The organism is Microlunatus elymi (genome assembly GCF_007362775.1).
GTDB classification, from domain to species: domain Bacteria; phylum Actinomycetota; class Actinomycetes; order Propionibacteriales; family Propionibacteriaceae; genus Microlunatus; species Microlunatus elymi.
Window position 1 is genome coordinate 2,643,307 of record NZ_CP041692.1, and the last position, 26,054, is coordinate 2,669,360.

General features: G+C 66.5%; 19 protein-coding genes. 13 read left to right on the forward strand and 6 right to left on the reverse strand.

Annotated elements, in window-relative coordinates; genetic code table 11:
- Positions 1-47 precede the first annotated feature (47 nt).
- The 9 genes from FOE78_RS11935 to FOE78_RS11975 all read left to right on the forward strand — a co-directional run bounded on the left by FOE78_RS11935 (position 48) and on the right by FOE78_RS11975 (position 10,567).
- On the forward strand, positions 48-1,244 hold the full coding sequence (locus tag FOE78_RS11935; RefSeq protein ID WP_210414547.1) for a 4-hydroxybenzoate 3-monooxygenase: 1,197 nt from the start codon (positions 48-50) through the stop codon (positions 1,242-1,244).
- A 23-nt stretch (positions 1,245-1,267) separates the two neighbouring features.
- A complete protein-coding gene (locus tag FOE78_RS11940; RefSeq protein ID WP_143986482.1) occupies positions 1,268-2,047 on the forward strand; it encodes an inositol monophosphatase family protein in 780 nt (259 codons plus the stop codon).
- A gap of 229 nt (positions 2,048-2,276) precedes the next feature.
- The gene (locus tag FOE78_RS11945) at positions 2,277-3,311 is read left to right on the forward strand and encodes an ABC transporter permease (protein ID WP_210414550.1); all 1,035 of its coding nucleotides are present in this window, start codon (positions 2,277-2,279) and stop codon (positions 3,309-3,311) included.
- Between the two features lies 1 nt (position 3,312).
- Positions 3,313-4,221: an ABC transporter permease gene (locus FOE78_RS11950; protein WP_143986484.1), complete on the forward strand. Its 909-nt coding sequence runs from the start codon at positions 3,313-3,315 to the stop codon at positions 4,219-4,221.
- A gap of 15 nt (positions 4,222-4,236) precedes the next feature.
- A complete protein-coding gene (locus FOE78_RS11955) occupies positions 4,237-5,289 on the forward strand; it encodes an ABC transporter ATP-binding protein (protein ID WP_143986485.1) in 1,053 nt (350 codons plus the stop codon).
- Positions 5,282-6,373: an ABC transporter ATP-binding protein gene (locus FOE78_RS11960; protein WP_143986486.1), complete on the forward strand. Its 1,092-nt coding sequence runs from the start codon at positions 5,282-5,284 to the stop codon at positions 6,371-6,373. Before FOE78_RS11955 ends, FOE78_RS11960 begins: the two co-directional genes overlap by 8 nt.
- 2 nt (positions 6,374-6,375) lie before the next feature.
- Entirely contained in the window at positions 6,376-6,582 is a 207-nt protein-coding gene (locus tag FOE78_RS11965; protein ID WP_143986487.1) for a hypothetical protein, read from the forward strand.
- Positions 6,579-8,423 carry an ABC transporter substrate-binding protein gene (locus FOE78_RS11970; protein ID WP_228265806.1) on the forward strand — a complete coding sequence of 615 codons (1,845 nt, stop codon included), beginning with the start codon at positions 6,579-6,581 and terminating at the stop codon, positions 8,421-8,423. The genes FOE78_RS11965 and FOE78_RS11970 overlap by 4 nt, the downstream gene beginning before the upstream one ends.
- A gap of 308 nt (positions 8,424-8,731) precedes the next feature.
- Positions 8,732-10,567 carry an ABC transporter substrate-binding protein gene (locus FOE78_RS11975; RefSeq protein WP_228265807.1) on the forward strand — a complete coding sequence of 612 codons (1,836 nt, stop codon included), beginning with the start codon at positions 8,732-8,734 and terminating at the stop codon, positions 10,565-10,567.
- A gap of 531 nt (positions 10,568-11,098) precedes the next feature.
- Here the strand turns inward: FOE78_RS11975 and FOE78_RS11980 are convergent.
- From FOE78_RS11980 to FOE78_RS12000, 5 genes are all read right to left on the reverse strand, one after another.
- Complete coding sequence (locus tag FOE78_RS11980) at positions 11,099-13,552, reverse strand: DNA gyrase/topoisomerase IV subunit A (protein ID WP_143986488.1); 2,454 nt, start codon at positions 13,550-13,552, stop codon at positions 11,099-11,101.
- Between the two features lie 101 nt (positions 13,553-13,653).
- Positions 13,654-14,547, reverse strand: coding sequence for a CHAD domain-containing protein (locus tag FOE78_RS11985; RefSeq protein WP_168207491.1), 894 nt, complete (start codon positions 14,545-14,547; stop codon positions 13,654-13,656).
- A 10-nt stretch (positions 14,548-14,557) separates the two neighbouring features.
- Complete coding sequence (locus tag FOE78_RS11990; RefSeq protein ID WP_143986490.1) at positions 14,558-16,288, reverse strand: AMP-binding protein; 1,731 nt, start codon at positions 16,286-16,288, stop codon at positions 14,558-14,560.
- Between the two features lie 39 nt (positions 16,289-16,327).
- Positions 16,328-17,851 carry a glycerol kinase GlpK gene (gene glpK / locus FOE78_RS11995; protein ID WP_143986491.1) on the reverse strand — a complete coding sequence of 508 codons (1,524 nt, stop codon included), beginning with the start codon at positions 17,849-17,851 and terminating at the stop codon, positions 16,328-16,330.
- 222 nt (positions 17,852-18,073) lie between these two features.
- Positions 18,074-18,943, reverse strand: a complete 870-nt coding sequence (locus FOE78_RS12000; RefSeq protein WP_168207492.1) for an endonuclease domain-containing protein — start codon at positions 18,941-18,943, stop codon at positions 18,074-18,076.
- 291 nt (positions 18,944-19,234) lie between these two features.
- Here FOE78_RS12000 and FOE78_RS12005 point away from each other — a divergent pair, with 291 nt between their 5' ends.
- The 4 genes from FOE78_RS12005 (at position 19,235) to FOE78_RS12020 (ending at position 24,850) form a co-directional block, all read left to right on the forward strand.
- On the forward strand, positions 19,235-20,191 hold the full coding sequence (locus FOE78_RS12005; protein ID WP_143986493.1) for a formylglycine-generating enzyme family protein: 957 nt from the start codon (positions 19,235-19,237) through the stop codon (positions 20,189-20,191).
- Between the two features lie 143 nt (positions 20,192-20,334).
- The gene (locus tag FOE78_RS12010; RefSeq protein ID WP_168207493.1) at positions 20,335-23,037 is read left to right on the forward strand and encodes a bifunctional acetate--CoA ligase family protein/GNAT family N-acetyltransferase; all 2,703 of its coding nucleotides are present in this window, start codon (positions 20,335-20,337) and stop codon (positions 23,035-23,037) included.
- Between the two features lie 56 nt (positions 23,038-23,093).
- A complete protein-coding gene (locus tag FOE78_RS12015; RefSeq protein WP_143986495.1) occupies positions 23,094-23,675 on the forward strand; it encodes a DUF5998 family protein in 582 nt (193 codons plus the stop codon).
- A 62-nt stretch (positions 23,676-23,737) separates the two neighbouring features.
- Positions 23,738-24,850: an alkaline phosphatase family protein gene (locus FOE78_RS12020; protein ID WP_143986496.1), complete on the forward strand. Its 1,113-nt coding sequence runs from the start codon at positions 23,738-23,740 to the stop codon at positions 24,848-24,850.
- 141 nt (positions 24,851-24,991) lie between these two features.
- Here the strand turns inward: FOE78_RS12020 and FOE78_RS12025 are convergent, their stop codons facing one another.
- Positions 24,992-26,011, reverse strand: coding sequence for a glycoside hydrolase family 43 protein (locus tag FOE78_RS12025; RefSeq protein ID WP_143986497.1), 1,020 nt, complete (start codon positions 26,009-26,011; stop codon positions 24,992-24,994).
- Between the last annotated feature and the right edge of the window lie 43 nt (positions 26,012-26,054).

Genomic DNA, 26,054 nt, shown 5'->3' on the forward strand with positions numbered 1-26,054 from the left:
CGTGCGGCCCGAAGTTGTAGGTTCGGCGCAGAGGACGGAGGTACCCGATGGCCGCGAAGGTGCGCACCCAGGTCGCCATCGTCGGCGCCGGACCGGCCGGCCTGCTGCTCTCCGAACTCCTGCAGCGTCACGGCGTCGAGTCGATCGTGGTCGAATCCAGAACGCGGGAGCACGTCGAGGCGAGGGTACGCGCCGGCATCCTGGAGCATTCATCCGTGGAGTTGCTGACCGAGATCGGACTGGACCAGAACCTGCGCGCCCACGGCCAGCGGCACCACGGCATCTATCTGCAGTGGCCGGGATCACGCATCCACCTCGACTTCCAGCAGCTGATCGGTCGCAGTGTCTGGCTCTACGGCCAGACCGAGTTGACCACGGACCTGGGCCGAGCCCGGGACGCGGCGGGCCAGCAGATCATCTACCAGGTCAGTGACACCTCCGTTGTTGATCATCATTCCGACCACCCTGCGGTCATCCTCACCGACGCCGACGGCACGCCCCGGCGGATCGACGCCGAGGTGGTGGTGGGTTGCGACGGTTCGTTCGGCCCGTGCCGAGATGCCGCGACCGATCCGACCACCCGTCGTTACCAACGGCTACTGCCGTACTCCTGGTTGGGCGTGCTGGCGCAGGTGGCGCCGTCGACCGACGAGTTGATCTACTCCTGGCATCCGCGCGGGTTCGCGCTGCACTCGATGCGGTCGGCGGCCGTCAGCCGGCTCTACCTCCAGGTCCCGAATCAGACGAAGATCGAAGACTGGTCCGACGACCGGATCTGGAGCGAGCTGGCGACCCGGCTCGAGGCGGGCGAGCCGGGCTGGACGCTGCACGACGGTCCGATCCTGGAGAAGTCGGTGCTGCCGATGCACAGCTTCGTGATGGAGCCGCTGCGATCCGGGCGGCTGTTCCTGGCCGGCGATGCCGGGCACATCGTGCCGCCGACCGGAGCCAAGGGACTCAACCTGGCGATCGCCGACGTGGCGAGGCTGGCGCCGGCGCTGGCAACCATGATCATCAACGATGATCACGTTGCCGCCGACGCGTACTCCGACCAGGCTTTGCAACGAGTGTGGAGATGTACGGAGTTCTCCGTCCGGATGACGCAGATGTTGCACATCGACGACGATCGGTTCCGCGGGCGGTTGCAGCAGGCTCAGCTGCGGTGGCTCGCCAGCAGCACCACCGCAGCCCGGGAGTTGGCGCAGAACTACGCCGGCCTGCCGATCGGCTTCACCGACGACTGATCCAAGATCGTTACGCTGGCCGAATGACTGTCGTCGATGCGCGTACCGAAGATCTCGAACTGGCTGCCGGACTGGTGCGGGAGGCGGGCCGCCTGGCGGCACGGATGCTCGCCGAGGGCTTGGAGACCCGGCACAAGACGTCGATCTCCGACGTCGTTTCCGATGCCGATCAGGCCTGCGAGAAGTTGATCACCGAGCGACTGGCGGAGCAGCGTCCCGACGACGGGTTGGTCGGTGAGGAAGGGGCCCGTCGGCCGGGGCATCGGACCTGGTACATCGATCCGGTCGACGGCACCTACAACTTCCTGTCCAAGCTGGCGATCTGGTGCTCGGCGGTCGGGCTCACCGACGACGACGGTCTGGTGCTGGGTGCCGTCTATCACCCGGTGGCCGACGAACTGTGGGTCGGCGGTCGCGGGCACCCGACGACCTGCAACGGGGTGCCGGTGGAGCTGTTGACCGATGTCTCGCTGGCAAAGGTGTCGATCGGCAGCTACCTGCCCCCGCACCGGCTGACTGCCGACCGGATCGACGGCATCCGGCCGCTGCTGAACGCGATCTCCGCGGCCGCGACGGTCCGGGTGATCGGTTCCGGTTCGATCGAGCTGGCCTCGGTGGCGGGCGGCCGGATCGGTGCTTCGCTGCACGCCGGCACGCTGCCGTGGGACTGGGTGCCCGGCGCGGCCCTGGTGGAAGCCGCCGGTGGCGCGACCGAAAAGGTCACGGTGGCGGGTCGGGACTACTTCGTGGCCGGGAACCGGCAAGCGGTGCAGGAGATCCGCGCGGCACTGCTGTCGGCCTGAACTGCTTCGCGTCGGTTGGGATTCCCACCGGTGTTGCCTGATCGTTGCAAGAACGTGACGGATAACGGATCAAACGAAACAGTAGCGTGCAACGCTGATCCCGGTTACGCTCCATACACCTCGGCGAGCTGGCTGGACCCAACGGGGGGTGCGGCCCGAGTGAGCAACTGGGAGACTAATGACGGCAGTCAGTGCCCAAGTCGGCAGCAGTGCGCCACGTGCGACGACCGTGCCCGTCCTGAAACGGATCTGGCACAACTACGTGCTCCGGCGAATACTCCGGGCGATCTTCGTGATCTGGGTGGTCGCGACAGCGGTGTTCTTCATGGTCCGGTTGCTACCCGGCAACCCGGTGCAGGTCTACATCAACCAGCAGATCGCGCAGTACGGCGTCAGCTATCAGGATGCAGCTGCTTCGGCGGCCTCGTACTTCAGCTTCGATCCGCAGACCCCGATCCTGGTTCAGTACCTGAACTACATGCTCGGTCTGCTGCACGGTGACATGGGGATGTCGATCGCCACCCGCGGCGTCTCGGTCACTCACCTGATCGCGGAATATCTGCCCTGGACGTTGTTCAGTGTCGGCATCGGGATCTTGATCGCGATCGTGGTCGGATTGTTCCTGGGCATGGTGATGGCCTACCGTCGCGGCGGCGCCATCGATCACGGCGTGACCGCGATCGGCAGCTTCCTGCACGCGATCCCGAACTACCTGATGGCGATCATCATCGTGGTGATCGGCGGTGCGCTGCTCGGACTCTTCGACGTCGGCAGCATGCGCGGCACGGTCACCCCCGGCATCGATCCCTCGTACGGGCTGGCCTGGGTGCAGGACATCTTCTACCACGCGTCGTTGCCGATCTTGACCTACGTGTTGACCACGGTCGGCACCTGGGCGTTGATCATGAAATCCTCGACCACCCAGATCCTCGGCGAGGACTACGTCACGGTGGCTCGGGCGCGCGGACTGAACGACATGTGGATTCGCACCAACTACGTCGGCCGGAACGCGATCCTGCCGATGGTGGCGCAGATCGCCACTACCGCCGGATTCGTCGTCGGCGGCGCGATCTTCGTCGAACAGACCTTCAAGTACGACGGGATCGGCGTCACCCTCTACAGCGCATTGCAGACCCGGGATTACACCGTGCTGCAAGGAATCCTGCTCGTGCTGACCGCAACGGTGGTGTTCGCGAACCTGATCGCGGACCTGCTCTACAGCGTGCTGGATCCGCGGATCCGCACCGACGAGACGGGGGCATGAGATGAGTGCGGCTTCCGCAGAGACCGCCGGCCTGCCGGTCGAGCCCGTCACGGCCAAGCGTTCCTATCGTGGCGGGGGATTGCTCACCCAACTCACCCGCAGCCCTTCCGGCTTCGCCGGGCTGATCCTGGTGGTCGTGATCGTCGGTGTGTCACTGATCGCGCCGATCTTCGTCGAGGCTCCGTCCGCCGACGTCAACCTGATCTGGACGCCGCCGAGCTCGGCGCATCTGCTGGGCACCAACGGCAGCGGCGAGGACATCCTCAAGCTGGTCCTCCGCGGTGGCACCACGGTGATCTTCGTCGGCTTCGGGGCCGCAGCGCTGACCACGGCGATCGCGATCGTGATGGGTTCGCTGGCCGCCTATTTCCGCGGCCGGTTCGACGCGATTGCACTGCAGATCACCGACATCGTGATGACGATTCCGACGATCGTTCTGCTGGCCGTGCTGGGCGCCTTCTTCCAGCTCAACTCTCCGGTGGCTCTGGCCGCCCTGCTCGGTGCCTTCACCTGGCCGGTGCTGATGCGCTCGATCCGAGCCCAGGTGTTGTCGCTGAAGGAGCGCGAATTCGTCGAGGCTGCGCGACTGCTCGATCTGGGCACAATGCGGGTGGTGTTCGTCGAGATCGTGCCGAACATGGCCAGCTACATCTTGATCAACTTCATCATCGCGATCACCAACGCCATCTACGCCCTGGTCGGCCTCTACCTGTTGGGCCTGGCGCCGATGGCCGGCAGCAACTGGGCGATCATGATCAACGACGCGTGGACCTCCGGCGCGATGTTCAACCCGAACGCGATGAGTTACATCTTCTCGCCGGTGGCGGCGATCATCCTGCTCCAGCTCGGTTTGATCATGCTCAGCCGTTCGCTGGAAGAGATCCTCAACCCGCGGCTGCGGGACCGCTGAGAAGGACGCTGAGTGATGACTGAGAAAACTCCGATCCTGTCGGTGCAGGACTTGGTGGTCCGCTACTCGACGGGTTCCCATACCCATGTGGACGCGGTCCGCGGTGTGACGTTCGATCTCTACCCGGGGCAGTCGCTGGCGCTGGTCGGCGAGTCCGGTTGCGGCAAGACCACTCTGGGCCTTGGGCTGCTGAGACTGCTGCCTCGGATGGGCAGCGTGCCGAGCGGCAGCATGCAGTACGTCGGCAAGAACGGCAAGAAGATCGACGTGCTCAAGCTGAGCCACGGCGCCCTGCGACGGTGGCGGTGGGAGGAAGCCGCGATCGTCTTCCAGGGCGCGATGAACTCGTTCAACCCGGTGATGCGGATCGGCGACCAGATGGCCGACACCATGCGGTCGCACCTGGTCGGCGGTGTCAAACCGAGCAAGTCGGTGATCGCGGAGAAGAGCGCGGAGATGCTCCGCGCGGTCCGGTTGGAGCCCAAGCAGGTGCTGTCCAGCTATCCGCACGAACTGTCCGGCGGAATGCGGCAGCGGGTGCTGATCGCCATCAGCCTGCTGCTGGATCCGCGGTTGTTGATCTTGGACGAGCCGACCACGGCCCTCGACATCCTCACCCAGCGGGCGATCGTGGATGTGCTGGCCGAGCTGCGCGAACGGCTCGGCTTCACGATGATCTTCATCACCCACGACCTGGCGCTGGCCGCCGAGCTCGCCGACCGGGTGGCCACCATGTACGCCGGCCGGATCATCGAGACCGGCAGCGTGCGAGACATCTTCTCCAACGCACGCCATCCCTACACGGCGGGCTTGATCAACGCGGTGCCGCCGGTCACCGGGGAGCTGCCGACGCTGGCGTCGATTCCGGGTTCGCCGCCCTCGTTGGCGTCGTTGCCGGCCGGCTGCGCATTTCGAGATCGTTGCAGATTCGCCGAAGAGCAGTGCGCGAAGACCGATCCGGTGCTGGACTTGATCGAGCAGCGTCCCGAAGGAATGCAGCACAGCGCGGCGTGCCTGCGCTGGCAAGAGGTTCACAGCAAGCGAGAGGTGGTGGGGGCCGATGTCTGAGGCCGAGGCGAGCCAGAAATCGGGCCAGCCGCTGATGCAGCTGGACAATGTCTCGCAGATCTTCCACACCCGCAAGGGGGATCGGCCCGCGGTCCGCGATGTCAACCTCACCGTGAACGCGGGCGAGGTGCTCTGCCTGGTCGGTGAGTCCGGCTGCGGCAAGACCACCAGCGCCCGGATGGCCGCGGGCCTGAACAAGCCGTCAAATGGCCGGGTTTCCTACCAGGGCAAGGACATCTGGGAGCTGGACAAGGCGGAGTTCGCCTCGTACCGGACGTCGGTCCAGTATGTCCACCAGGATCCGTACGCCTCGCTCAACCCGATCCGCAGCGTGTTCAAGACGCTGGCCGCGCCGCTGCGCCGGCACGGACTGGTGAAGAACGCTCGTGAGGCGTGGGATCGGTCGGCCGAGCTGCTGCGCCGGGTGGACCTGACGCCGCCGGAAAGTTATCTGAACAAGTTCCCGCACCAGATGTCGGGCGGCCAGCGGCAGCGGGTCGCGGTGGCCCGAGCGCTGGCTCTTGATCCGAAGTTGATCATCGCCGACGAGTCCACCTCGATGCTGGACGTGTCCATCCGGGTCGGCATGCTCAACATGTTGGGTCGGCTGCGTGATGATCTTGGTGTCGGTTTCCTGTTCATCACCCACGACCTGGCGATCGCCAAGTACTTCGGCTGGCACGGCCGGACCGCGGTGATGTATCTCGGCCGGGTGGTGGAGTACGGGCCGACGCCGGACGTGATCAACAACCCGAAACACCCGTACACCAAGGCGTTGTTGAATGCGGTGCCGGAGCCAGATCCGGACCTTGCGGCCAAGAAGCTGCCGGGCGGGGGACTGCGAAGTGCGGACATCCCGAGTCTGGCCGCCTTGCCTAACGGCTGCACCTTCCATCCGCGCTGTCCGCTGTTCGAGGAAGGCCTGTGCGATGTCACCGGTCCGGAACTGACCTTGATCGAACCGCGACGCGAGGTCGCCTGCCATGTGGTGGCTCGGGACGCGCTGGAGCGTGATCTTGGTTCGGGCGGGATCGTCAGGGCCGACCCGCCGAAGCCGACCGCGTCGCTTAGCGGAGCGGAGTAGTAGTGATTCAGATCGTGACACGCGTGGCGCTCAGCGTGGGAGCCTTCCTGATGCTGGCGTCATGCCTGTTGCTGCTCGCCGTCAAGCCGGGGACGAGCGAGTTCGTCATCACCATCATCAACTTGATCATGGGAGCGACCATGATCGCCATTGGGGTGTTTGCGGCGCGGCTGGTAACACGTCGGGCATCCTCTGAGGAGGAGCAGTGAGCGAACCACGGGGATTGTCCCGCCGAAATCTCTTGCAGGTGGTCGGTATGTCCACCCTCGGAGTGGCGGGCGTGACGGCTGCGGCAGGCTGTTCGCCGGCCAAGCCGACGTCGTCGACCTCACCGGGAGCATCGGGGGGCGGGGGAAAGAAGGGCGGGGACTTCCACGGCGGTTGGCCCTATCTGCCTTCACCGCAGGGCAACTACAACCTGGTCGGTTCGCCGTACGTGCCGGTGCCGAACGCGATCCTGTTCGGCGGCCCGTACGGCGACCTGATCGCACCGCCGAGTGCCTACTACCACTGGAAGGAGCAGACCTGGGAGTTCTTCCTGGCCGACTCCTACGACCTGGACAAGTCCACCAACACGTACACGGTCAAGATCAAGTCCGGGCTGAAGTGGAGCGACGGCTCGGCCCTGTCCAGCAAGGACTACCTGACCACGTTCTGGTGCCAGTGGGCGATGAACTCGCCGCTGTGGTCCTACATCGACAAGATCGACGCGCCGGACGACACCACCTTCACCATGCGGATGAACTCGCCGGCGATGGTGGTCGAGCGGTACCTGCTGCGCAGTAACATCCTGCCGACCTCGGTGTACGGCGACTTCGCCGATCGGGCCAAGACGATCCAGGGCAGCGGGAAGGACCAGTCCTCGACCGAAGGCGCCAAGCTGAACAGCGACGTGGTCAAGTTCACCCCGAAGGAGTACGTGGCCAGCGGCCCGTACAACATCGACTACAAGACGATCAACAACACCCAGCTGACGATGGTCAAGAACCCGACCGGGTTCAACGCCAACACGGTCAACTTCGACACCCTGTTGATCTACAACGGCGAGACTCCTGTCGTCACTCCGCTGGTGCTGAGCAAGGACGTCGACTACGCCACCCACGGCTTCCCGGTCGCCTCGGAGAAGCAGTTCCAGTCCATCGGGTACGACATCCTGCGGCCGCCGACCTACTCGGGCCCGGCGCTCTACATGAACTTCGACAAGGTACCGGAGTTCCTGAAGGACGAGAAGGTCCGGCAGGCGCTGAACTATGCCTTCGACCACAAGCAGAACGGCACTGTGGCGCTGGGCGAGTCGGGTGTCGCGCCGACACTGTTCACCGGCTTCTCCGACAACCTGGCCGACGCCTGGCTGGATCCCGCCTACAAGAGCAAGTTGATCCAGTACAGCTTCAATCAGGACAAGGCCGCCACGCTGCTGGAGCAGGCCGGCTGGAAACGCAGCGGCGGTGCCTGGAAGCTGCCGGACGGCAAGGCCGCGAGCTATCAGTTGTTGTATCCGTCCGACTTCGCCGACTGGAGTGCGGCGGCCAAGGACCTGCAGCAGCAGCTGACGAAGTTCGGCATCAAGATCAGCCTGCACGGCGTGGTGTCCACTCAGCAGCCGATCGACGTGGACAAGGGCAACTTCCAACTCGCCATCCAGGGTTGGGGCAACTCGACTCAGCCGTATCCGTACTTCTCTTACGTACAAGCGTTCCTGACGCACAACTACCCGATCGCGAAGAACAACGGCGGCAAGGGGATCGACTTCCCGTTGCAGACCACCGCTCCGGGCTTCGGCAAGATCGACATCCAGAAGATGATCAACGCCTCCGGCAGCGGCATCGACGAAGCGGCCCTGAAGGCCAACATCGGCAAGCTGGCCCAGGTCTTCAACTCGCTGTTGCCGATCATCCCGCTCTTCGAGCGGCACGGAAACTCGCCGGCCCTGAACGGCAAGCGGGTCAAGCAATTCCCGACCAACAGCGATCCGATCACTCAGAACTCCTTGTACGCGGACAACGAGGTCGTTCTGTGGATCCTGAACGGCAAGCTCCAGCCGGTGTGATCGTCGGTTAGGGGGACAGCGGGAGGCGGTGCTCTCCGGCTTCGGTCGGAGGGCACCGCTGTGTCGGGCCCTGTCCGGGGCCGGACGAGAAGTCACCGGACCGACGCTAGTTGCGAAAGCCAGCACCAACAGCGTCATCCTGTGTCAAGATCAACTTGTGCCGGAGAAGACCGGCGTACGGAAAGAATCCGCAAGCTCGATTCAGCACTTTCAACTTAGATCATGGTGGGACGGGCGCTCTCCAGATTCCGGGGAGGCCGGCCATGGCCGGCAGCGTCGTCGTCCACCGGGGAAATCCAGGAGGATCAGTGAGTGAACCCCAAGGCTTGTCTCGCCGCGGATTGCTGCAACTGGTGGGCATGTCGACGCTGGGCGTCGCGGGCGTAACAGCAGCAGCCGGTTGCGCACCGGCCAAGGTCGACCAGTCGTCGGACAACAAGTCCGGCGCACCCGCAGGCAAGGGCGGCGAGTACCACGGCGTCTACCCCTATCTGCCGCCGCCACAGGGCAACTTCAACGCCGTCGGCAAGCCGTACGTCGGGGCGCCGAACACGATCATGATCGGCAACCCGTACGGCGATCTGCTGCTGCCGCCCAGTGGCTACTACCACTGGAAGGAGCAGACCTGGGAGCTGTTCCTGGCCGAGTCGTACCAGTTGGACAAGGCCACCAACACGTACACGGTCAAGATCAAGCCGAATCTCAAGTGGAGCGACGGAAAGCCGCTGACCAGCAAGGATTACGTGACCACCTTCTGGTGTCAGTACGCGATCAACTCGCCGCTGTGGTCCTACATCGACGAGATCGATGCGCCGGACGACAGCACCTTCACGATGAAGATGAACCAGCCCGCCATGGTGGTCGAGCGCTACCTGTTGCGCAGCAACATCATCTCCACGGCCGTCTACGGCGACTTCGCCGACCGGGCCAAGCAGGCACACGACAACGGCGGCACCGAGTCGGCCGAGTTCACCAAGCTCAACGACGAGTTGATCAAGTTCTCGCCGGACAAGTTCGTGGTCAGCGGCCCGTACGACATCGACTACAAGACCATCAACAACACCCAGTTGACGTTCGTCAAGAACCCGAGCGGCTTCAACGCCAACACGGTCAACTTCGACACCTTGCTGATCTACAACGGCGAGACGCCGACCGCGACCCCGCTGGTGCTCAGCAAGGACGTCGACTACGCCACTCACGGCTTCCCGGTGGCATCGGAGAAGCAGTTCGAGAGCATCGGCTACAAGATCCTGCGGCCGCCGACGTACGGCGGTCCGGCCCTGTTCATGTCGTACGACAAGGTGCCGGAGTTCAAGGACTACAAGGTCCGGCAGGCTCTCATCCAGGCCTTCGATCATTCCCAGAACGGCACCGTGGCGCTGGGCGAGTCGGGTGTCGCGCCGGAGCTCTACGCAGGCTTCTCCGACAACCTGGCCGACGCGTGGATGGAGGACGACGCCAAGAGCAAGCTGACCAAGTACACCTTCGACCAGGACAAGGCAGCGTCCGGGCTGGAAGGAGCCGGCTGGAAGCGCAGCGGCAATGCCTGGAAACTGCCGAATGGGAAGGCAGCGAACTACCAGCTGCTCTACCCGTCGGACTACGCGGACTGGAGCGCAGCGGCGAAGGACATCGCTCAGCAGCTGACGAAGTTCGGGATCAAGATCACCTTGCATGGCGTGGTCTCGACCCAACAGCCGATCGACGTCGACAAGGGCAACTTCCAGCTGGCCTTGCAGGGTTGGGGAAACTCGAGCCACCCGTATCCGTACTTCTCCTTCGTGGCGGCGTTCCTGACGCACAACTACCCGATTGCGAAGAACAACGGCGGCAAGGGCATGGACTTCCCGCTGAAGACCACGGTCCCGGGGATGGGCACCGTCGACATCCAGAAGTTGATCGACGCATCCGGTGCCGGGATCGACGAAGCCGCGCTGAAGAAGAACATCGGCCAACTGGCGCAGGTGTTCAACACCCTGTTGCCGATCATCCCGATGTACGAACGGCACGGCAACACGCCCACCCTGAACGGCAAGCGGGTCAAGCAGTTCCCGACCGAGGACGACCCGATCACCCAGAACTCGCCCTACGGCGACAACGAGGTGTCGTTGTGGATCATGAACGGCAAGCTGCAGCCGGTGTGATCGATCAGCCGCAACCAGCACCACGACATGCCCCGCGACCAAGATCGCGGGGCATCGTCGTGCGCGGCAGACCAGGAGCCTGCGCACCCATAGACGCGTCCGGGTGGACCGAACCTCCTGCGATCCGAGCTGCCGGTGGTTCAGGGCCCTTCGTCGCGCCCACGGCCCCTGCGGGCCCGCATTCCCAAGACAGCTGAGTGGGTACCAGTTGTCCGGACTCCAGGAGCTTGCGCACCCATAGATGCGTCCGGGTGGACCGAACCTCCTGAAATCCCGAGGACTGAGGGCGGTCGGCGCCCCTCCGAAACCTGACGATCCCTAGCGCCACCCTCGACCCGACCGTGATCATCGAACCGGCCAGCCAGAGCAAGGATGCGGGATGAGGGTCCCGGGCTTGTCGAAGGACCGAAACGCGACCCCCAGGGTCCTGAGCCTGTCGAAGGACCCGGAATCGCCCCGTTCGGTAGCTGCTGGTGCCGTTGGACGGTCCCTCCCGAGGTGGCCGTGGAGAAATCTGCCGGCCGGATGGACCTACGCCGGGAAGCGGCGGGTCGCCGCGGCAACGATCGGTTGAGCGGCAGGGGTGCCGGAGCCGTCGCGGCGGCCGGTGGCTTCTGGCAGGTCGATCGGGGCGCCGCTGTCGGCGGCGGCGATTGCGGGGGTCGGTCCGGCCCAGGCGAACAGCAGAGTGCTCTCGCCCTTCAGGAACCGGTGGCACCGCACGCCGCCGGTCGCCCGGCCCTTGCCCGGGTATTCGGCGTACGGGGTGACCTTGATCGTGCCCGCGTCGGTTCCCGGTAGCGCGTCGCCACTGCCGGCCACGGTGACCACGATCGCCTCGCCATGCGGAACGACACCGAAGAACGCGACGCTCTGGCCGGCACCGAGCTTGATGCCGGCGATGCCGCCGCCGGACCTGCCCTGCGGACGTACCGCTGAAGCAGGGAAGTGCAGCAGTTGGGCATCGTCGGAGATGAACGTCAGCTCGACGTTCTCATCGGTCAACTCCACCGCCCCGACCACCTCGTCGCCGTCGTCCAGCCGGATGATCTCCCAGACGTCCTTGTTCAGCAACTCCGGATTCGCGCGCTTGACGATGCCGCGCCTGGTACCCAGAGCGATCGTGCCGGCATCCTCGCCGAGGCGACTCAGCGCGAGGATCCGTTCACCAGGCTCGGCCGCCGAGATCAACTCGGTGACGTGCGCTCCACCCTGCAGGTTGGGCGCGTTGGCGGTGACCGGGACGGTGGGCAGATCGAGCGCGTTGCCGCGGATCAGCCTACCGGCGTTGGTGATCAGGCCGTAGTCGCCGCGGGCGGTGGTGCGGATCGCCGAGATGATCACGTCGTGGTTGCTACGACCGCCGTCGGTGGGCAGCGGATCGGCGTTCTCGGTGCGGGCCAGCAGGCCGGCGGAGGAGAGCAGCACCCAACACGGATCGTCCGGAACCTCAAGCGGGGTAGCAGTTGCGGTCGCGGTGACACCACTGGACGACAGCAGAATGGTCCGCCGCGGGGTCCCGAACTGCTTGGCCACCTCGGCCAACTCGTTGCCGACCAGCAGCCGAAGTTGATCATCGTTCTCGATGATCTCGTTCAGCTCGGCGATGGTGTTCTGCAGCTCCTCGCGTTCGGCTTCCAATTCGATCTTGGAATACTTGGTCAACCGGCGCAGCTGCATGTCCAGGATGTAGTTGGCTTGCGTCTCGGTCAGCTCGAACACCTCGATCAACCGGGTCCGCGCAGCCGCCGCGTCGTCCGATCCGCGGATGATCGCGATCACGTCGTCGATGTCCACGATCGCGATCAACAGACCCTCGACCAGATGCAGCCGCTCGACCGCCTTGTCCCGGTCATAGGTCGTACGACGCAGCACGACGTCCAGCCGATGCCGCAGGTAGACCTCCAGCATTTCCTTCAGCGGAAGGGTTCTGGGCTGTTCGTCGACCAGGGCGACCGCGTTGATCGCGAACGAGTCCTCCAGCTTGGTCTGCCGGTAGAGCTGCTCCAGCAGGGCGTCCGGGTTGAAGCCGTTCTTCACCTCGATCACCAGCCGGGTGCCGTTGGCCAGGTCGGTGAGGTCCTTCAGGTCGGCGATACCCTGCAGTTTCTTCGAGCCGACCAGGGCCTTCACCTGCTCGATGATCTTCTCCGGGCCGACGTTGTACGGCAGTTCGGTGATCACGATGCCCTTGCGGCGTGGGCTGACCTGCTCGATCCGCGCGGTCGCCCGGATCTTGAACGAACCCTTACCCGTCTCGTACGCGTCCCGGATGCCGTCCAGCCCGATGATCTTTCCGCCGGTGGGCAGATCCGGCCCGGGGATGAAGCGCATCAGCGTGTCCAGGGTGGCGTCGGGATGCTTCAGCAGATGGCGCAGCGCCTGCACCACCTCGACCAGGTTGTGCGGCGCGCAGTTGGTCGCCATCCCGACCGCGATCCCGTTGGTGCCGTTGACCAGCAGGTTGGGATAGGCAGCGGGCAGGACGATCGGCTCGGTCTCCTTGCCGTCGTAGTTGGCCTTGAAGTCGACGGTGTCCTTGTCCAGCCCGTCGGTCATCGCCAACGCTGCCGGGGCCATCCGGCACTCGGTGTAACGCATCGCGGCCGGGCCGGCGTCCAGCGAACCGAAGTTGCCGTGGCCGTCGACCATCGGCAGCCGCATCGTCCACGGCTGAGCCATCCGCACCAGTGCGTCGTAGATCGCCCCGTCGCCGTGCGGGTGCAGCACACCCATCACCTGGCCGACCACCCGGGCACACTTCACGTGCGGCCGATTCGGCAGCACCCCCATGTCCCGCATGGAGTAGAGAATCCGCCGCTGCACCGGCTTCAGCCCGTCCCGGGCGTCGGGCAGCGCCCGGGCATAGATCACCGAGTACGCGTACTCCAGGAAGCTCGTCTCCATCTCCGACGAGACGTCCATGTCGACGATCCGCTCGACGAAATCGTCCGCCGGCGGCGTCTTGGTCCTGCGTGCAGCCATCTGTTGCCAACTCCCTCAGCTCAGTGCGAGGCGATTGTCCCTCACCAAGGTACGAATGCCGAGCGGGGCTCGCCGGGCACAGCCGGCTCGGATCCTCCCGCTCAGGAGGTGGGGGCCCGTTTGGCGATCTTCTTGCGCAGGTGGCGCCGGTGCTGAAGCTCCTGGTCGTAGAGGATGCCGAAGGTGAAGCCGTTGCGGCCGGGGATGCCGCCGAGATCGCGGAGCAGGATCGAGGCCAGTCGGCTGTCCTGGTAGTCGCCGAGTTGATCTTGAAGCCGCTTGCGGCGGGCGATCGTACGATCCGCAGCCGAACCGAACACGGATGCGCTCGCCTCGACCGCGTACCGGTGTCGCTTCGCCGCCTTGCGAGCGGAGTGAATCAACGCGTCGGTCTCCGGATCGTCGGCGTTGATCGCGTCGGCGGCATGCCGCAGCCGCCGATCCAGCCGATACCCGGCTCGCTTGACGTACTTCTTGATCTTGGTCGCGGGCTTGTCGGCACGCGCGGTCCAGGCCGGCTGATCCTTCCACTTCTCCAACTGCTGCAGCAGCTCCGCGTAGCGTTCGTCATGCAGCGCATCCCGCAACGCGGCCAATGCGATCCGTCGCCGGAACAGCAACTGATCGGCCAGTTCCTGGGCTGCCTGATGCAGCACAAGATCATCTTCCATCCGGTCCACTGCAGCGGTCAACCGTTCGCCCAGCACGTCCAGGTCACGTACGGCGCCCAGCCGCAGACCGAACCAGCGCAGCTCGTCGGACAAGCTTTCTGCCTGCTCTGCAAGGAAGAAGTCGTCGAAGACGCGCAAGGTGCTGCGTAGCCGCCGGCAGCCCACCCGGGCCTGATGGATCCGTTCCGCGGGCAACTCGCGGGCCCGATCGGCGTCGAAGGCGCGCTGCAGTTCGGCGCTGATCGTCAGCACGGTGACGCACTGGTCCGCGAGATAGGGACCGAGCACGTCCGCAGCTGTCGTCGTCTGCTGGTGCTTGCTCACCGGATCGTCCTCAGTCGAAATCGCCGGCGTAGAACTCGAACTCGGCCCGGCCGACATGGGTTTCCTCCGCGTGCCGCAACTCGACTCGGCGGATCTTGCCACTGATCGTTTTCGGCAACTCGCCGAATTCGAGGATCCGGATCCGCTTGTAGGGGGCGAGATGTTCGCGGGTGTAGGCGAAGATCGACTTCGCCGTCTCCGCGTCGGGCTGATGGCCGCCGGCCAAGATCACGAACGCCTTCGGCACCGCGAGCCGGACCGGATCGGGATGCGGGATCACTGCTGCCTCGGCCACCGCCGGATGTTCGATCAACACTGACTCCAACTCGAACGGGCTGATCCGATAGTCGCTGGCCTTGAACACGTCGTCGGAGCGGCCGACGTAGGTCAGGTAGCCGTCATCGTCGATGCTGACCACATCGCCGGTGTGATAGACGTCGCCGGCGAAGGCGTGCTCGTTCTTCCGATCGTCGAACACGTCGGCCCGATCCTTGTAGCCGGTCATCAGCGCCAGCGGCCGCGGATCCAGCTCCAAGCACAACTCGCCCTCGTCCGTGCGGTTCTCGCCGGTGGCCGGATCGACCAGCCGGACCCGGTACCCCGGCAGCGGCCGGCCCATCGAACCGGGCTTCAAGCCAACCCCCGGCGGATTCCCTACCTGGGCGGAGGTCTCGGTCTGCCCGTACCCGTCCCGGATGGTCAGTCCCCACGCCTTCTTGACCTGCTCGATCACCTCCGGGTTGAGCGGCTCACCGGCCGAGAACGCTTCCCTGATTGAGGTCTTGGCCGATCCGAGGTCGGCCTGGATCAGCATCCGCCACACCGTCGGCGGGGCGCAGAAGGTGCTCACCCCGGTGCTCTCCAGCACCCGCAGCAGACCGTCGGCGGCGAACCGCTGATAGTTGTAGACCAAGATCGTCGACCCCGCCAGCCACGGAGCGAAGAAGCTGCTCCAGGCATGTTTGGCCCAGCCGGGCGAGCTGATGTTGAGGTGAACGTCGCCGGGTCGCAACCCCATCCAGTACATCGTGCTCAGATGCCCGATCGGGTACGAGGTCTGGGTGTGCTCGACCAGCTTCGGCAACGCGGTGGTGCCGGAGGTGAAGTACAGCAGCATCGGGTCGTCGGCCTTGCTGACACCGGGGAAGTGCCGGTCGGCGTCGGGATCGACTACGACCTCGGCGTAATCGTGCCAGCCGTCGGGCACCGGGCTGCCGGAACCGGAACCGTCCACCGCCACCCGGCCGTGCTCGACCTGCAACTCGGCGAATTTGGCGTGGTCGGCGACGTCGGCAATCAGCAACCTGGCCTCGCCACGGTCGACGCGGTCGGCCAGGTCCTTGGCCGCCAACTGCGGTGTGGCCGGGATGATCACCGCGCCGATCCGGATCGCGGCCAGCATGATCTCCCACAGCGGCACGCAATTTCCCAACACCAGCAGGATCCGATCGCCACGGCGTACCCCCAGACCGGCCAGCCACTGCGCGGCCGCCACCGAACGATCCCGCAACTCGGCGAAGCTGAGCTTGGCCTCCCGGCCAACGCCGCCCGCCTCGTCGGCGTCGATCACCCACAGCGCGGTCTGCTCGGGGCTCTCCTCGGCCAGCCCGTCGAACCAGTCGGCGGCGAAGTTGAACAGCTGCAGCTGGGGCCAACTGAAACCGGCGTACGCAGTCTGGTAGTCGCTGCGATGCAGCAACAGGAAGTCTCGTGCTGCGCGGACCTGCGGATGAGTCGGCATGGCCGCACGCTATCGCAACGGCACCGGCCTCGTACCGGGTCAGGAGTCGTCGATGTCGACCCAGTCCAAGGTGCGTTGAACGGCCTTCTGCCAGCCTGCGTACCCGGCACTGCGCTGTTCGTCGGAGGTCTGCGGGTTCCACCGCCTGCTCTCGTGCCAGTTCTGCCGCAACTCCTCGGGATCGCTCCAGAAACCGACCGCCAGGCCGGCCGCATAGGCGGCGCCCAGCGCCGTGGTCTCGGCGATCTGCGGCTTGCTCACCTCGACCCCGAGCACGTCGGCCTGGATCTGCATGCACAGCTCGTTGGCGGTGATCCCGCCGTCCACCTTGAGCACGTCGATCTTGCTGCCGGAGTCCTTCTCCATCGCGTCGGCCACATCCTTGCTCTGATAGCAGATCGCCTCCAGCGCGGCTCGGGCCAGATGTCCGCCGGTGTTGTAGCGCGACATCCCGACGATCACGCCGCGGGCGTCGGATCGCCAGTACGGCGCGAACAGTCCGGAGAACGCCGGTACGAAGTACAAGCCGCCGTTGTCGGTCACCGTGCGGGCCAGCACCTCGCTGTCGTCGGCGTCGGTGATGATCTTGAGCTGGTCGCGCAGCCACTGGATCGCCGAGCCGGTGACCGCGATCGAACCCTCCAACGCGAACACCGGATCCTGATCACCGAACTGGTAGCAAACCGTGGTCAGCAAGCCGTTCTCGGAGCGGACCAGCTCGGTGCCGGTGTTCATCAACAGGAAGTTTCCGGTCCCGTAGGTGTTCTTCGCCTCGCCGGCGGACAGACAGACCTGACCGACCATGGCGGCTTGTTGATCACCGAGCGTGCCGGCCAGCGACACCTCGCCCTGCAGGGGTCCGCGCTTGAGGGTCTTGCCGTACAGGTTGGGATCGGAAGAGGGTCGGATCTCGGGCAGCATCTGCCGGGGGATGTCGAAGAAGCCGAGCAGCTCGTCGTCCCAGTCCAGCGTCTCCAGATTCATCAGCATGGTGCGGCCGGCGTTGGTGACGTCGGTGATGTGTACGCCGCCGTCGGTGCCGCCGGTCAGATTCCACAGCAGCCAGCAGTCGGTGGTGCCGAAGAGCGCGTCGCCCTTCTCGGCGGCCTCCCGGACGCCGGAGACGTTCTCGAAGATCCACTGGATCTTGCCCGCGGAGAAGTAGGTCGCCGGCGGGATGCCGGCCTTGCGGCGGATCACATCACCTCGCCCGTCGCGTTCCAGCGCGGCGGCGATCTTGTCGGTCCGGGTGTCCTGCCAGACGATCGCGTTGTAGTAGGGCCGGCCGGTGCGCTTGTTCCAGATCACCGTGGTCTCGCGCTGGTTGGTGATCCCGAGCGCGGCCAGATCGCCGGCTTCCAGGTCGAGCTTGTTCATCGCGGTCTGGATCACCGAGGAGGTGCGGTCCAGGATCTCCACCGGGTTGTGCTCCACCCAGCCGGGCTTGGGCATGATCTGGGAGTGTTCCAGCTGGTGCTTGCCGATCTCCGCGCCGTCATGATCGAAAACCATGAATCGGCTGCTGGTGGTGCCCTGGTCGATCGCCGCGACGTAGTCGGCCATGCCTCGTCTCCCTTGATCAGATCCGCCGATTGGTTCGGTCTCTGTGATCGGCACGCCGATCCCCGGATGATCATGCCAGCACCGACCGGCCGGGCGATGCTGTGCGGCGGAGACAGCACAAGAATCCTGCTCCAGTGGCGTCCTGACCCGCAGATCCGGCCGGCTGGACCCGACTGGCGCAGGATCCTTGTAATCCTGGCCGCTCCGAGTCGACCACGCGGATCAACTGCGCAGGGCGAGTGCGCGGCGGATGCATTCGATCAACCAGTCGGGGTCGTCGATCAGGTGCGCCCAGGTGAAGTTCAGAACCAGGTATCCGGCGAGCTCGAGTTCGTTGCGCCGACGGCGATCGTTGTTGAACACGTCCCGATCACTGTGGAAGGCGTAACTGTCGAACTCGACAATTACTCGTTGCCTGCCGAACAGCAGGTCGGCGCGATAACGCCGGCCGGACCGGAGTCGGATCTGTCGGTTGGCCGTCCAACCCGTGATCCCGCGATTGCGCAGCAGCCGATGCAGGCGACGCTCGGCGGCCGACCACGGGTCGTCGCGCGAATCGCGAAGCACCCTCATGCGCTGCTGGTTGCCAGGTCGACCCGGGGTGGCTCGGAACGCGGCCCACAGCTCATCCAAGCTGATTCCCGCCCGGAGGGCAGCGTCGATCGCGTCCGCATCCTCGGCGGCCAGGTCGACGGCTGTCATGGCCGGCGAAGTGACCGCCACGGTCGCGATCCGCATGGCGAGTTCCGGCGGGATCTCACGGCGTTCGGTCCGGTATCGACCGCGACACGCCGCGGGACGACGTGGGGCTGCGAAGGTCAGCCGGGACACCGGCGCCTTCGGCCAGAAGGTAAGTGCCGCCGCGGCCCAGCCGGTGAGCACAGCGTCCGGTCCCAGCCACAGGGACCCGGCCAGGACGGCAAGCTCCAGGTCGTCCTCGGCGCTGGGGACCGTCAGGATTCCCGGCAGCGGCGAAGCGAGGTGCCCGCGCCGGCGGAGGTAGTCGAGCCGATAGCGCAGCTCTGGATGATCGGCTCGGCGAATCGCGCCGCCGGCAGCTTTCAGAAGTTGGTCAATGTCTTGTGTCCACACAGAGAGTTTGTGACTTTTGGTGCCGAGGTGATCAGGGGCTGTGGATACGGGCTGCGAGGTGGGTCGCCAGGGTTGTGGACAACCGATCGGCACCGCCGGTGTGGGACGAGGATGACAAGAGTGCTGCACCAGTGATGCTGTCCTGCTCGGTTCCGGGCAGCTGAGCGGCACTGGTGCAGGATTCTTGTCATCGCCAGGTCCGGTGAAACGACGGCACGCATATACCGTGTGGGCGTGGACCAAGATCTGCATGTTGAGCACGCATCCTGCTGCGCTCCCAGCGGGCGAGGCATGGCCATCAGTGCCGCGCGTCCGGCCGACGGCGCCGCGGCGCCTTCTTCAGCGGCGACATCGGACGCGTACTCGAGATCCCTCGAGCCGGACCTGGGGGAGCGGATCTCCTTGCCCGGCGGGGATTTCCTGATGGGGACCGAGGACGCCGAGGGGTTTCCCGACGACGCCGAGGGGCCGATCCGCCGGGTCCACGTGGACGGCTTCCGCATCGGCGCGACTGCGGTAACCAACGATCAGTTCGCTCGGTTCATCGCGGCCACCGGTCACCGGACCGAGGCGCAGAGCTTCGGCTGGAGCTTCGTGTTCGCCGGTTTCCTGTCGGCGGCGGTCCGCAAGATCAGCCCGCGACCGGAGGTGACGCCGTGGTGGTGCGCGGTCGAGGGCGCCAGCTGGGATCATCCCGAAGGCCCCGGCTCCGACCTCGCCGGCCGCGGCGACCATCCCGTTGTCCATGTCTCCTGGAACGACGCGGTCGCCTACTGCACCTGGGCCGGCGGCCGGCTGCCCACCGAGGCCGAGTGGGAGTACGCCGCCCGCGGCGGCCTGGAGCAGGCGCGCTACCCGTGGGGCGACGACCTCACCCCGGACGGGCGGCATCTGTGCAACATCTGGCAGGGACGCTTCCCGATCCACAACAACGCCGACGACGGCTATCGCGGCACCGCATCGGTCCGCAGCTTCCCGGCCAACGGCTACGGCCTGTACGAGGTGGTCGGCAACGTCTGGGAGTGGACCGCCGACCACTGGGGCACCGACCATGATCAAGAACCGGCCCCGGACCGGCCGATCGTGAACCCGACCGGTCCCGATCACGGACCACAGCGGGTGATGCGCGGCGGTTCGTACCTCTGCCACAAGTCCTACTGCAACCGCTACCGGGTCGCCGCCCGCAGCCGCAACGAGCCCAACAGCGGCGGCGGCAACAACGGCTTCCGCTGCGTCTGGCCGTCCTGATCACCCGACCTCACCGACTTGTCAGCAGGAGAGGGCGCCATAGCGCGTCCTGCCGCTGACAACTCGGCATGGGCGGCGAAGATCACAGCGGACGCACGGACGCGGCCGAGGGTGCGCCGTAACCGGCTGCGTACGATGTGCGCGTGCCCGTCGAGCGCAGTGCGAACCCACCCGGCTACCCGGCCGAATGGGAGGCGGATGTCGTTCTCAGCGACGGCGGTCTGGCCCGGCTGCGGCCGATCAGACCCGACGACGCGGACCTGCTGGTCGACTTCTACGCCCGGGTCTCCGACGAGTCCAAATACCTCCGCTTCTTCGCCCCGTACCCCCGGCTGAGCGACCGCGACGTCGAACGTTTCACCACCGTCGACTACGTCGACCGGGTCGCCTTCATCCTGACCGTCGGGGAGAAGATGATCGCCGTCGGCCGCTACGAGCGGCTGGAGGACGATCGGGCCGAGGTCGCCTTCTTGGTTGAGGATTCCCAGCAGGGCAGGGGAATCGGCCAGCTGCTGCTGGAGCATCTGGCCGAGGCCGCCCGAGAGCGCGGCATCACCGGCTTCGTCGCCGACGTGCTGCCGGAGAACGAGCGGATGGCCCAGGTGTTCGCCGAGGCCGGCTATCAGGTCTCCCGCGCGTACGAGGACGGCGTGCTCAGCGTCGAATTCCCGATCCTGCCCTCCGACACCTCGGTGGGGGTGATGGAACGCCGCGAGCACCGGGCCGAGGGCGCCTCGATCCGGCGGATGCTGAACCCCGAACGGGTGGTGGTGCTCGGTGCCGGCGCCAAGGTGCAGACCATCGTGACGGCCATGTTGTCCGGCGGTTTTCGGGGCGAGCTGGTCGCGGTCAGCACCGACCACACTGCGGTCGCCGGCGTCCCGACCAGCCCGACCCTGGCCACCGTCGACGGGCGCATCGACCTGGTCCTCGCCTCGATCCCGCGCGACGATCTGGGCGCCGCGGTGATCGACGCGGCGCACAAGGGCGCGCACGCGATGGTGGTGCTGACCGGTGCCGACATCGGCATCAACGACAGTCATCGGGTGGTCAGTCTGGCCAGGGCGTACGGGATCCGGGCGCTCGGGCCGGACGCGCTCGGTCTGATCAACACCGCCACCGACGTGGCGTTGACCGCGATCCCCGGCCCGGTGCCGCGCCCCGGATCGGTCGGCCTGTTCTGCCAGTCGGCGGCGACCGGGGTGGCGATGCTGGCACCGGCGATCCGGCGGCACCTGGGCATCTCCTCCTTCATCTCCACCGGCGAATACGCCGACGTCAGCGGCAACGACGTGATGCAGTACTGGGAGGACGACGACGACACCCGGGTCTGCCTGATGTCCCTGGACACCCTGGGCAACCCGCGCAAGTTCACCCGGGTCATCCGCCGGTTGGCCCGCCGCAAGCCGGTGGTGGTCTACTCTCCCGGTCGGGCCCGGCGGACCTCGTACGCCTCCGGTGAGAGCACGCCGGCCGGTCAGAAGAGCCTCGCCCACGCACCCGAGGCGGCAGTGGACGCGTTGTTCCGGCAGTCCGGGGTGATCGTGGTCGGCCGGCGCGACGAGATGATCGGCATCGCCCAGGTCGCCGGCCGGCAGCCGCTGCCGGCGGGGCCGCGGACCCGGCTGATCACCAACTCCGAGACGCTGGCCCACCAGCTCGCCCAGACGGTCATCTCCAGCGGTCTGCTGCTGGCCGGCGAACCGTGGGTGCTGCCGCCGAGTCAGCAGCCGGAGGCGATCGCCGAACTCGCCCGGAACGCGCTCGCCGACGACTCCTGCGACGCCGTACTGTGCGCGGTGGTCGGGGTGTTCGGCGCGGACCCGCAGGAGGCGCGCTGGCGGCTGGAGGAGCTGGCCGCGACCTCGACCAAGCCACTGCTGGCCGGATTCCTCGACTTCACCGACGTGGAGGACGCCGACGAGGCGGAGGAACCCGACATCGGCCAGTCGCTGCCGATCTTCGACGCGCCGGTGGATGCGATCCGGGCGCTGGCCGCGGTCAGCGCCTACGCCCATTGGCGCGAACGCGATCCGGGCGCAGTGCCGATGCTGCAGGGGATCGACCCGGCCGCCGCCAAGCGGGTGATCAACAAGGCGCTTGCCGACGCTCCGGACGGCCGGCGGCTGACCGACGACGAGGCAGCCGACCTGCTGGCCGCGTACGGGATCGGACTGGTGCGGCAGCGCCGGGTCAACACCCTGAGCGAGGCGATGGAGGCCGGCGCCGGGTACGGCTGGAACGTGGTGTTGAAGGCCACCGCCGAGAAGGTACGAGGCCGGCCCGACCTGGCCAGCGTGTTCCGCAACCTGGACGGTCCGGATGCGATGAAACGGGCCTGGTCCGACCTCACCGAGCTGGTCGCCGAACTGGGCCCGGAGCCGCAAGCGCCCGGAATGGAAACCGCCGGCACGGATGAGCTGGCCGCGGCGGCGCCGGTGGTGCAGCCGATGGTGGCACCGGGGGTCCCGCTGCGGGTGACCAGCCGGGAGGATGCGGCGTTCGGCCCGATCGTCGAACTCGGGCTGGCCGGCATCGCCAGTGACCTGCTCGGCGACACAGCCTTCCGGGTGCCGCCGTTGACCACGGTCGACGCCGCGGCGATGGTGCGGGATCTGCGCGCCGCGCCGACCCTGTTCGGCCGCGGCGGCAGCCCGGGTGTGGACACCTCGAAGGTGGAGGAGTTGCTGCACCGGGTGTCGCAGCTCGCCGACGAGTTGCCCCAGCTGGCGTACCTGCTGCTGACTCCGTGCATCGCCACCCGGGCCGGCTTGTCGGTGCTGGGCGCCAGGATCGAGATCGCGCCGATCGGGGAGCATCGCGACCCGCTGGCCCGGGTGCTGTAATCGGGCCTGTGGATGGGGCGGCCGACCGTACTCACCCGGCGTGCAAGGATGTGCCCATGCAGGCATCGACCACCATCCGGCAGGAGCTGCGCGCCGACATCGTGTCGTGCGGTTACTATCCCGACCTGGTCGAGGACGGGGTGCTGCTGGCCGCCGGTGACGAGCCGATCCTCAACTTCGCGGTGCACCACGAACCCACCTTCGACCGGGACGAGATCCACCGCCATCTGACCGTGTTGCTGCTGACCGGGAGCCGGCTGATCGTCGGGCACACGGATGATCATCTGGCCGAGGGCGGCGGCAACCAGACCTACGCGTCCTCGTCGACCGAATCGGTGTCGATCGGCAAGCTCTCCAGCGTGGTTCTGACCCGGGTGGTCGCCGACCCTGAGCGCTACCAGTCGCAGACCTCGCCGGTGTACGAGACCTGGCTGTCGATCGGCTGGGGGGCGATGCGGCGGGTCGACCTGGAGCCGGCCAGCTGTGGCGACCCGAACTGCGAAGCCGATCACGGCTACACCGGAAACCTGGTCGCCGACGATCTGACCATCCGGATGAGCAGCGCCGCCGACGGCGCGGAGCGGGTGGGCCGGCTGATCCGGTTCGCCACCGATCTGCAGCGGGCGGCCGGGCTGTGACCGTCACCCGTGACAGCGCGCCTCCGGGAGCGTACGGCGGATCGGTGCGGCGGCTGCCGGAGATGATCCGGCCCTCGTACCAGCGGTCAACCCTGGCCGACCTGCTGCCCAGCATCGGCGCCCAGCTGGGCGTACGGGGGTGCGACGACATCCTGCAGCTGCCGCCGGCCGACCGTTACGTGGTGGTGCTGGTCGACGGGCTCGGCTGGCATCTGCTGCGTCGCGCGGTCCGCAACGCGGAGTACCTGACCAGCCTGCTCGGCGACGCCCGGCCGATCACTTCCGGGGTGCCGAGCACCACGGTGACCAGCCTGACCAGTCTGGGCACCGGGCTGACGCCTGGCGAGCACGGGATGGCCGGTTACACCTCCCGGGTGCCTGAGCTGGACAAGGTGCTCAACGCCCTCTACTGGGACGTGCCGATCAGCCCCGAGCGGTATCAGCCGCGGCCGACCCTGTTCGACCGGGCCGCCGAAGCCGGAGTCCGAGTGAGCTCGGTGTCACCGGCCCATTTCGCCGGCAGTGGGCTGACCCGGGCCGCCCAGCGCGGCGCTGAATTCGTCGGCTACCCGCCGGCAGCCGATGATCATGAACGCGCCGAACTGGTCACCCGGGCCGCGATGCAGGGTGAGCGCAGCCTGGTCTACGCGTACGAACGTGATCTTGATCATTGCGGCCACTCGCGTGGTTGCGAATCGCCGGACTGGTTGGACGTGCTGACCCAGATCGACCGCAGGCTTGGGATGTTGCGTGATCAACTTCCCGATGAGGTGCGGATGATCATCACCGGTGATCATGGAATGATCGACATCCCGCGGGACCTGAGGATCATCGCCGAGGACGAGTCGGAACTGCTCGTCGGGGTGGACGCCATCGCCGGCGAGGCGCGGTTCCGGCAGCTTTACGTCGACCGGGACAACCCGCACTTGGTGGCCGCTCGATGGGCGGACCTGCTGGGCGACCGGGCCTGGGTCCGCACCCGCGGCGACGCCATCGACGACGGTTGGTTCGGCCCCGTCGACGACCGGGTGATCGAACGCTTCGGCCACGTCCTGGTGGCGATGCGCGACGACTGGGCGGTGATGACCCGGACCCAGCCGCGCGAATCGTCGCTGATCGGGATGCACGGGTCGCTCACCCCCGCCGAGATGACCGTCCCGCTGCTCGTCGACTGACCCGCGTCCCCCTGCTCCCGCACCCGTTATCGCCGGGCACCCCATCAGCCGCGCGCAAGAACTGCTCCCGCACCCGTTATTTCGGATGCGGCGGTCGATCTTGCGCGCGGCTGTGCCTGGTGGCCCGGGAGAGTGGGGCGGTCAGACGTGCGGGCGGAACGGGTTGTCGGCCCAGGGGCCGTCGATCACAGGGCGGTCGCCCTTGAAGCGCATGCGGGACAGCCAGACCAACCGGCCGCCGGGCTCACCACTCGGCTGCCAGGCGTGGTAGACGTACCACCAGTGCGCACCGACCTTGATCGGCATCCCGTGGCCGGGACCCTTGGCGACGTCGTTGGTGACCAACAGCGGCTCGTCGGACGGCTTCGTCCACGGCCCGGTGAGCCGCCGCGCGGTCGCCCAGCAGACCCGGTAGGTCTCGTTCCAGTACTCGCCGGTGGAGTAGAGGCAGTAATACCGTCCCTTGTTGATGAAGACCGACGGGCCCTCGATCGTGTAGGTCTCGTACGGCTGATCCATGCCGATGATTCGCTGCGGCTCACCGACCAACTCCAGGCCGTCGTCGCTGAGCCGTTGCAGATAGATGTACGAGGTCTGGTTGATCGCGTTGCCGTCGTTCTTCCACAGCAGCCACAAGTCACCGTTGTGATCACGGAACGGTGAGCAGTCGATGCTGCCGCCCTCGTCACTCTGACCCACCAGCGGCGTGGTCCGATTGTCGACGAACGGTCCGACCGGGCTGTCGGACACGGCCACCGACACCGCCTGCTGCGCCAGGTCGGCCCGGCGGGCGGTGTAGTAGCAGTGGTAGCGGTTGCCGATCTTGATCACTTCCGGCGCCCAGTGCCGGCCGGACACGCACCATGGCGCGATCGCCGGCATGCCGTCGCCGACCAGCGTCCAGTTGATCAAGTCCGGTGAGGTCAGCACCGGCAGCCGCTGCGCTCCGTTGGTCGAATACAGGTAGAACGTGCCGTCGTCGGCCAACACCGCCGGGTCGGGATGGCTCGTCGGTTCGACCGGGTTGTGATAGCCCGCTTGCCCAGTGGCCTCGGCGGAGGCGCTGCCGATCGCCGTCAACGCGGCAGCACCTCCGGTCGCAGCCAGCAGGCGACGACGGCTGATCGAACCGACGGATCGGTTCTGCGGATTCTCGGGCATGCTTCTCCTTTGAAGATCATTTGGCCTTCGATCCCTGTGTGCA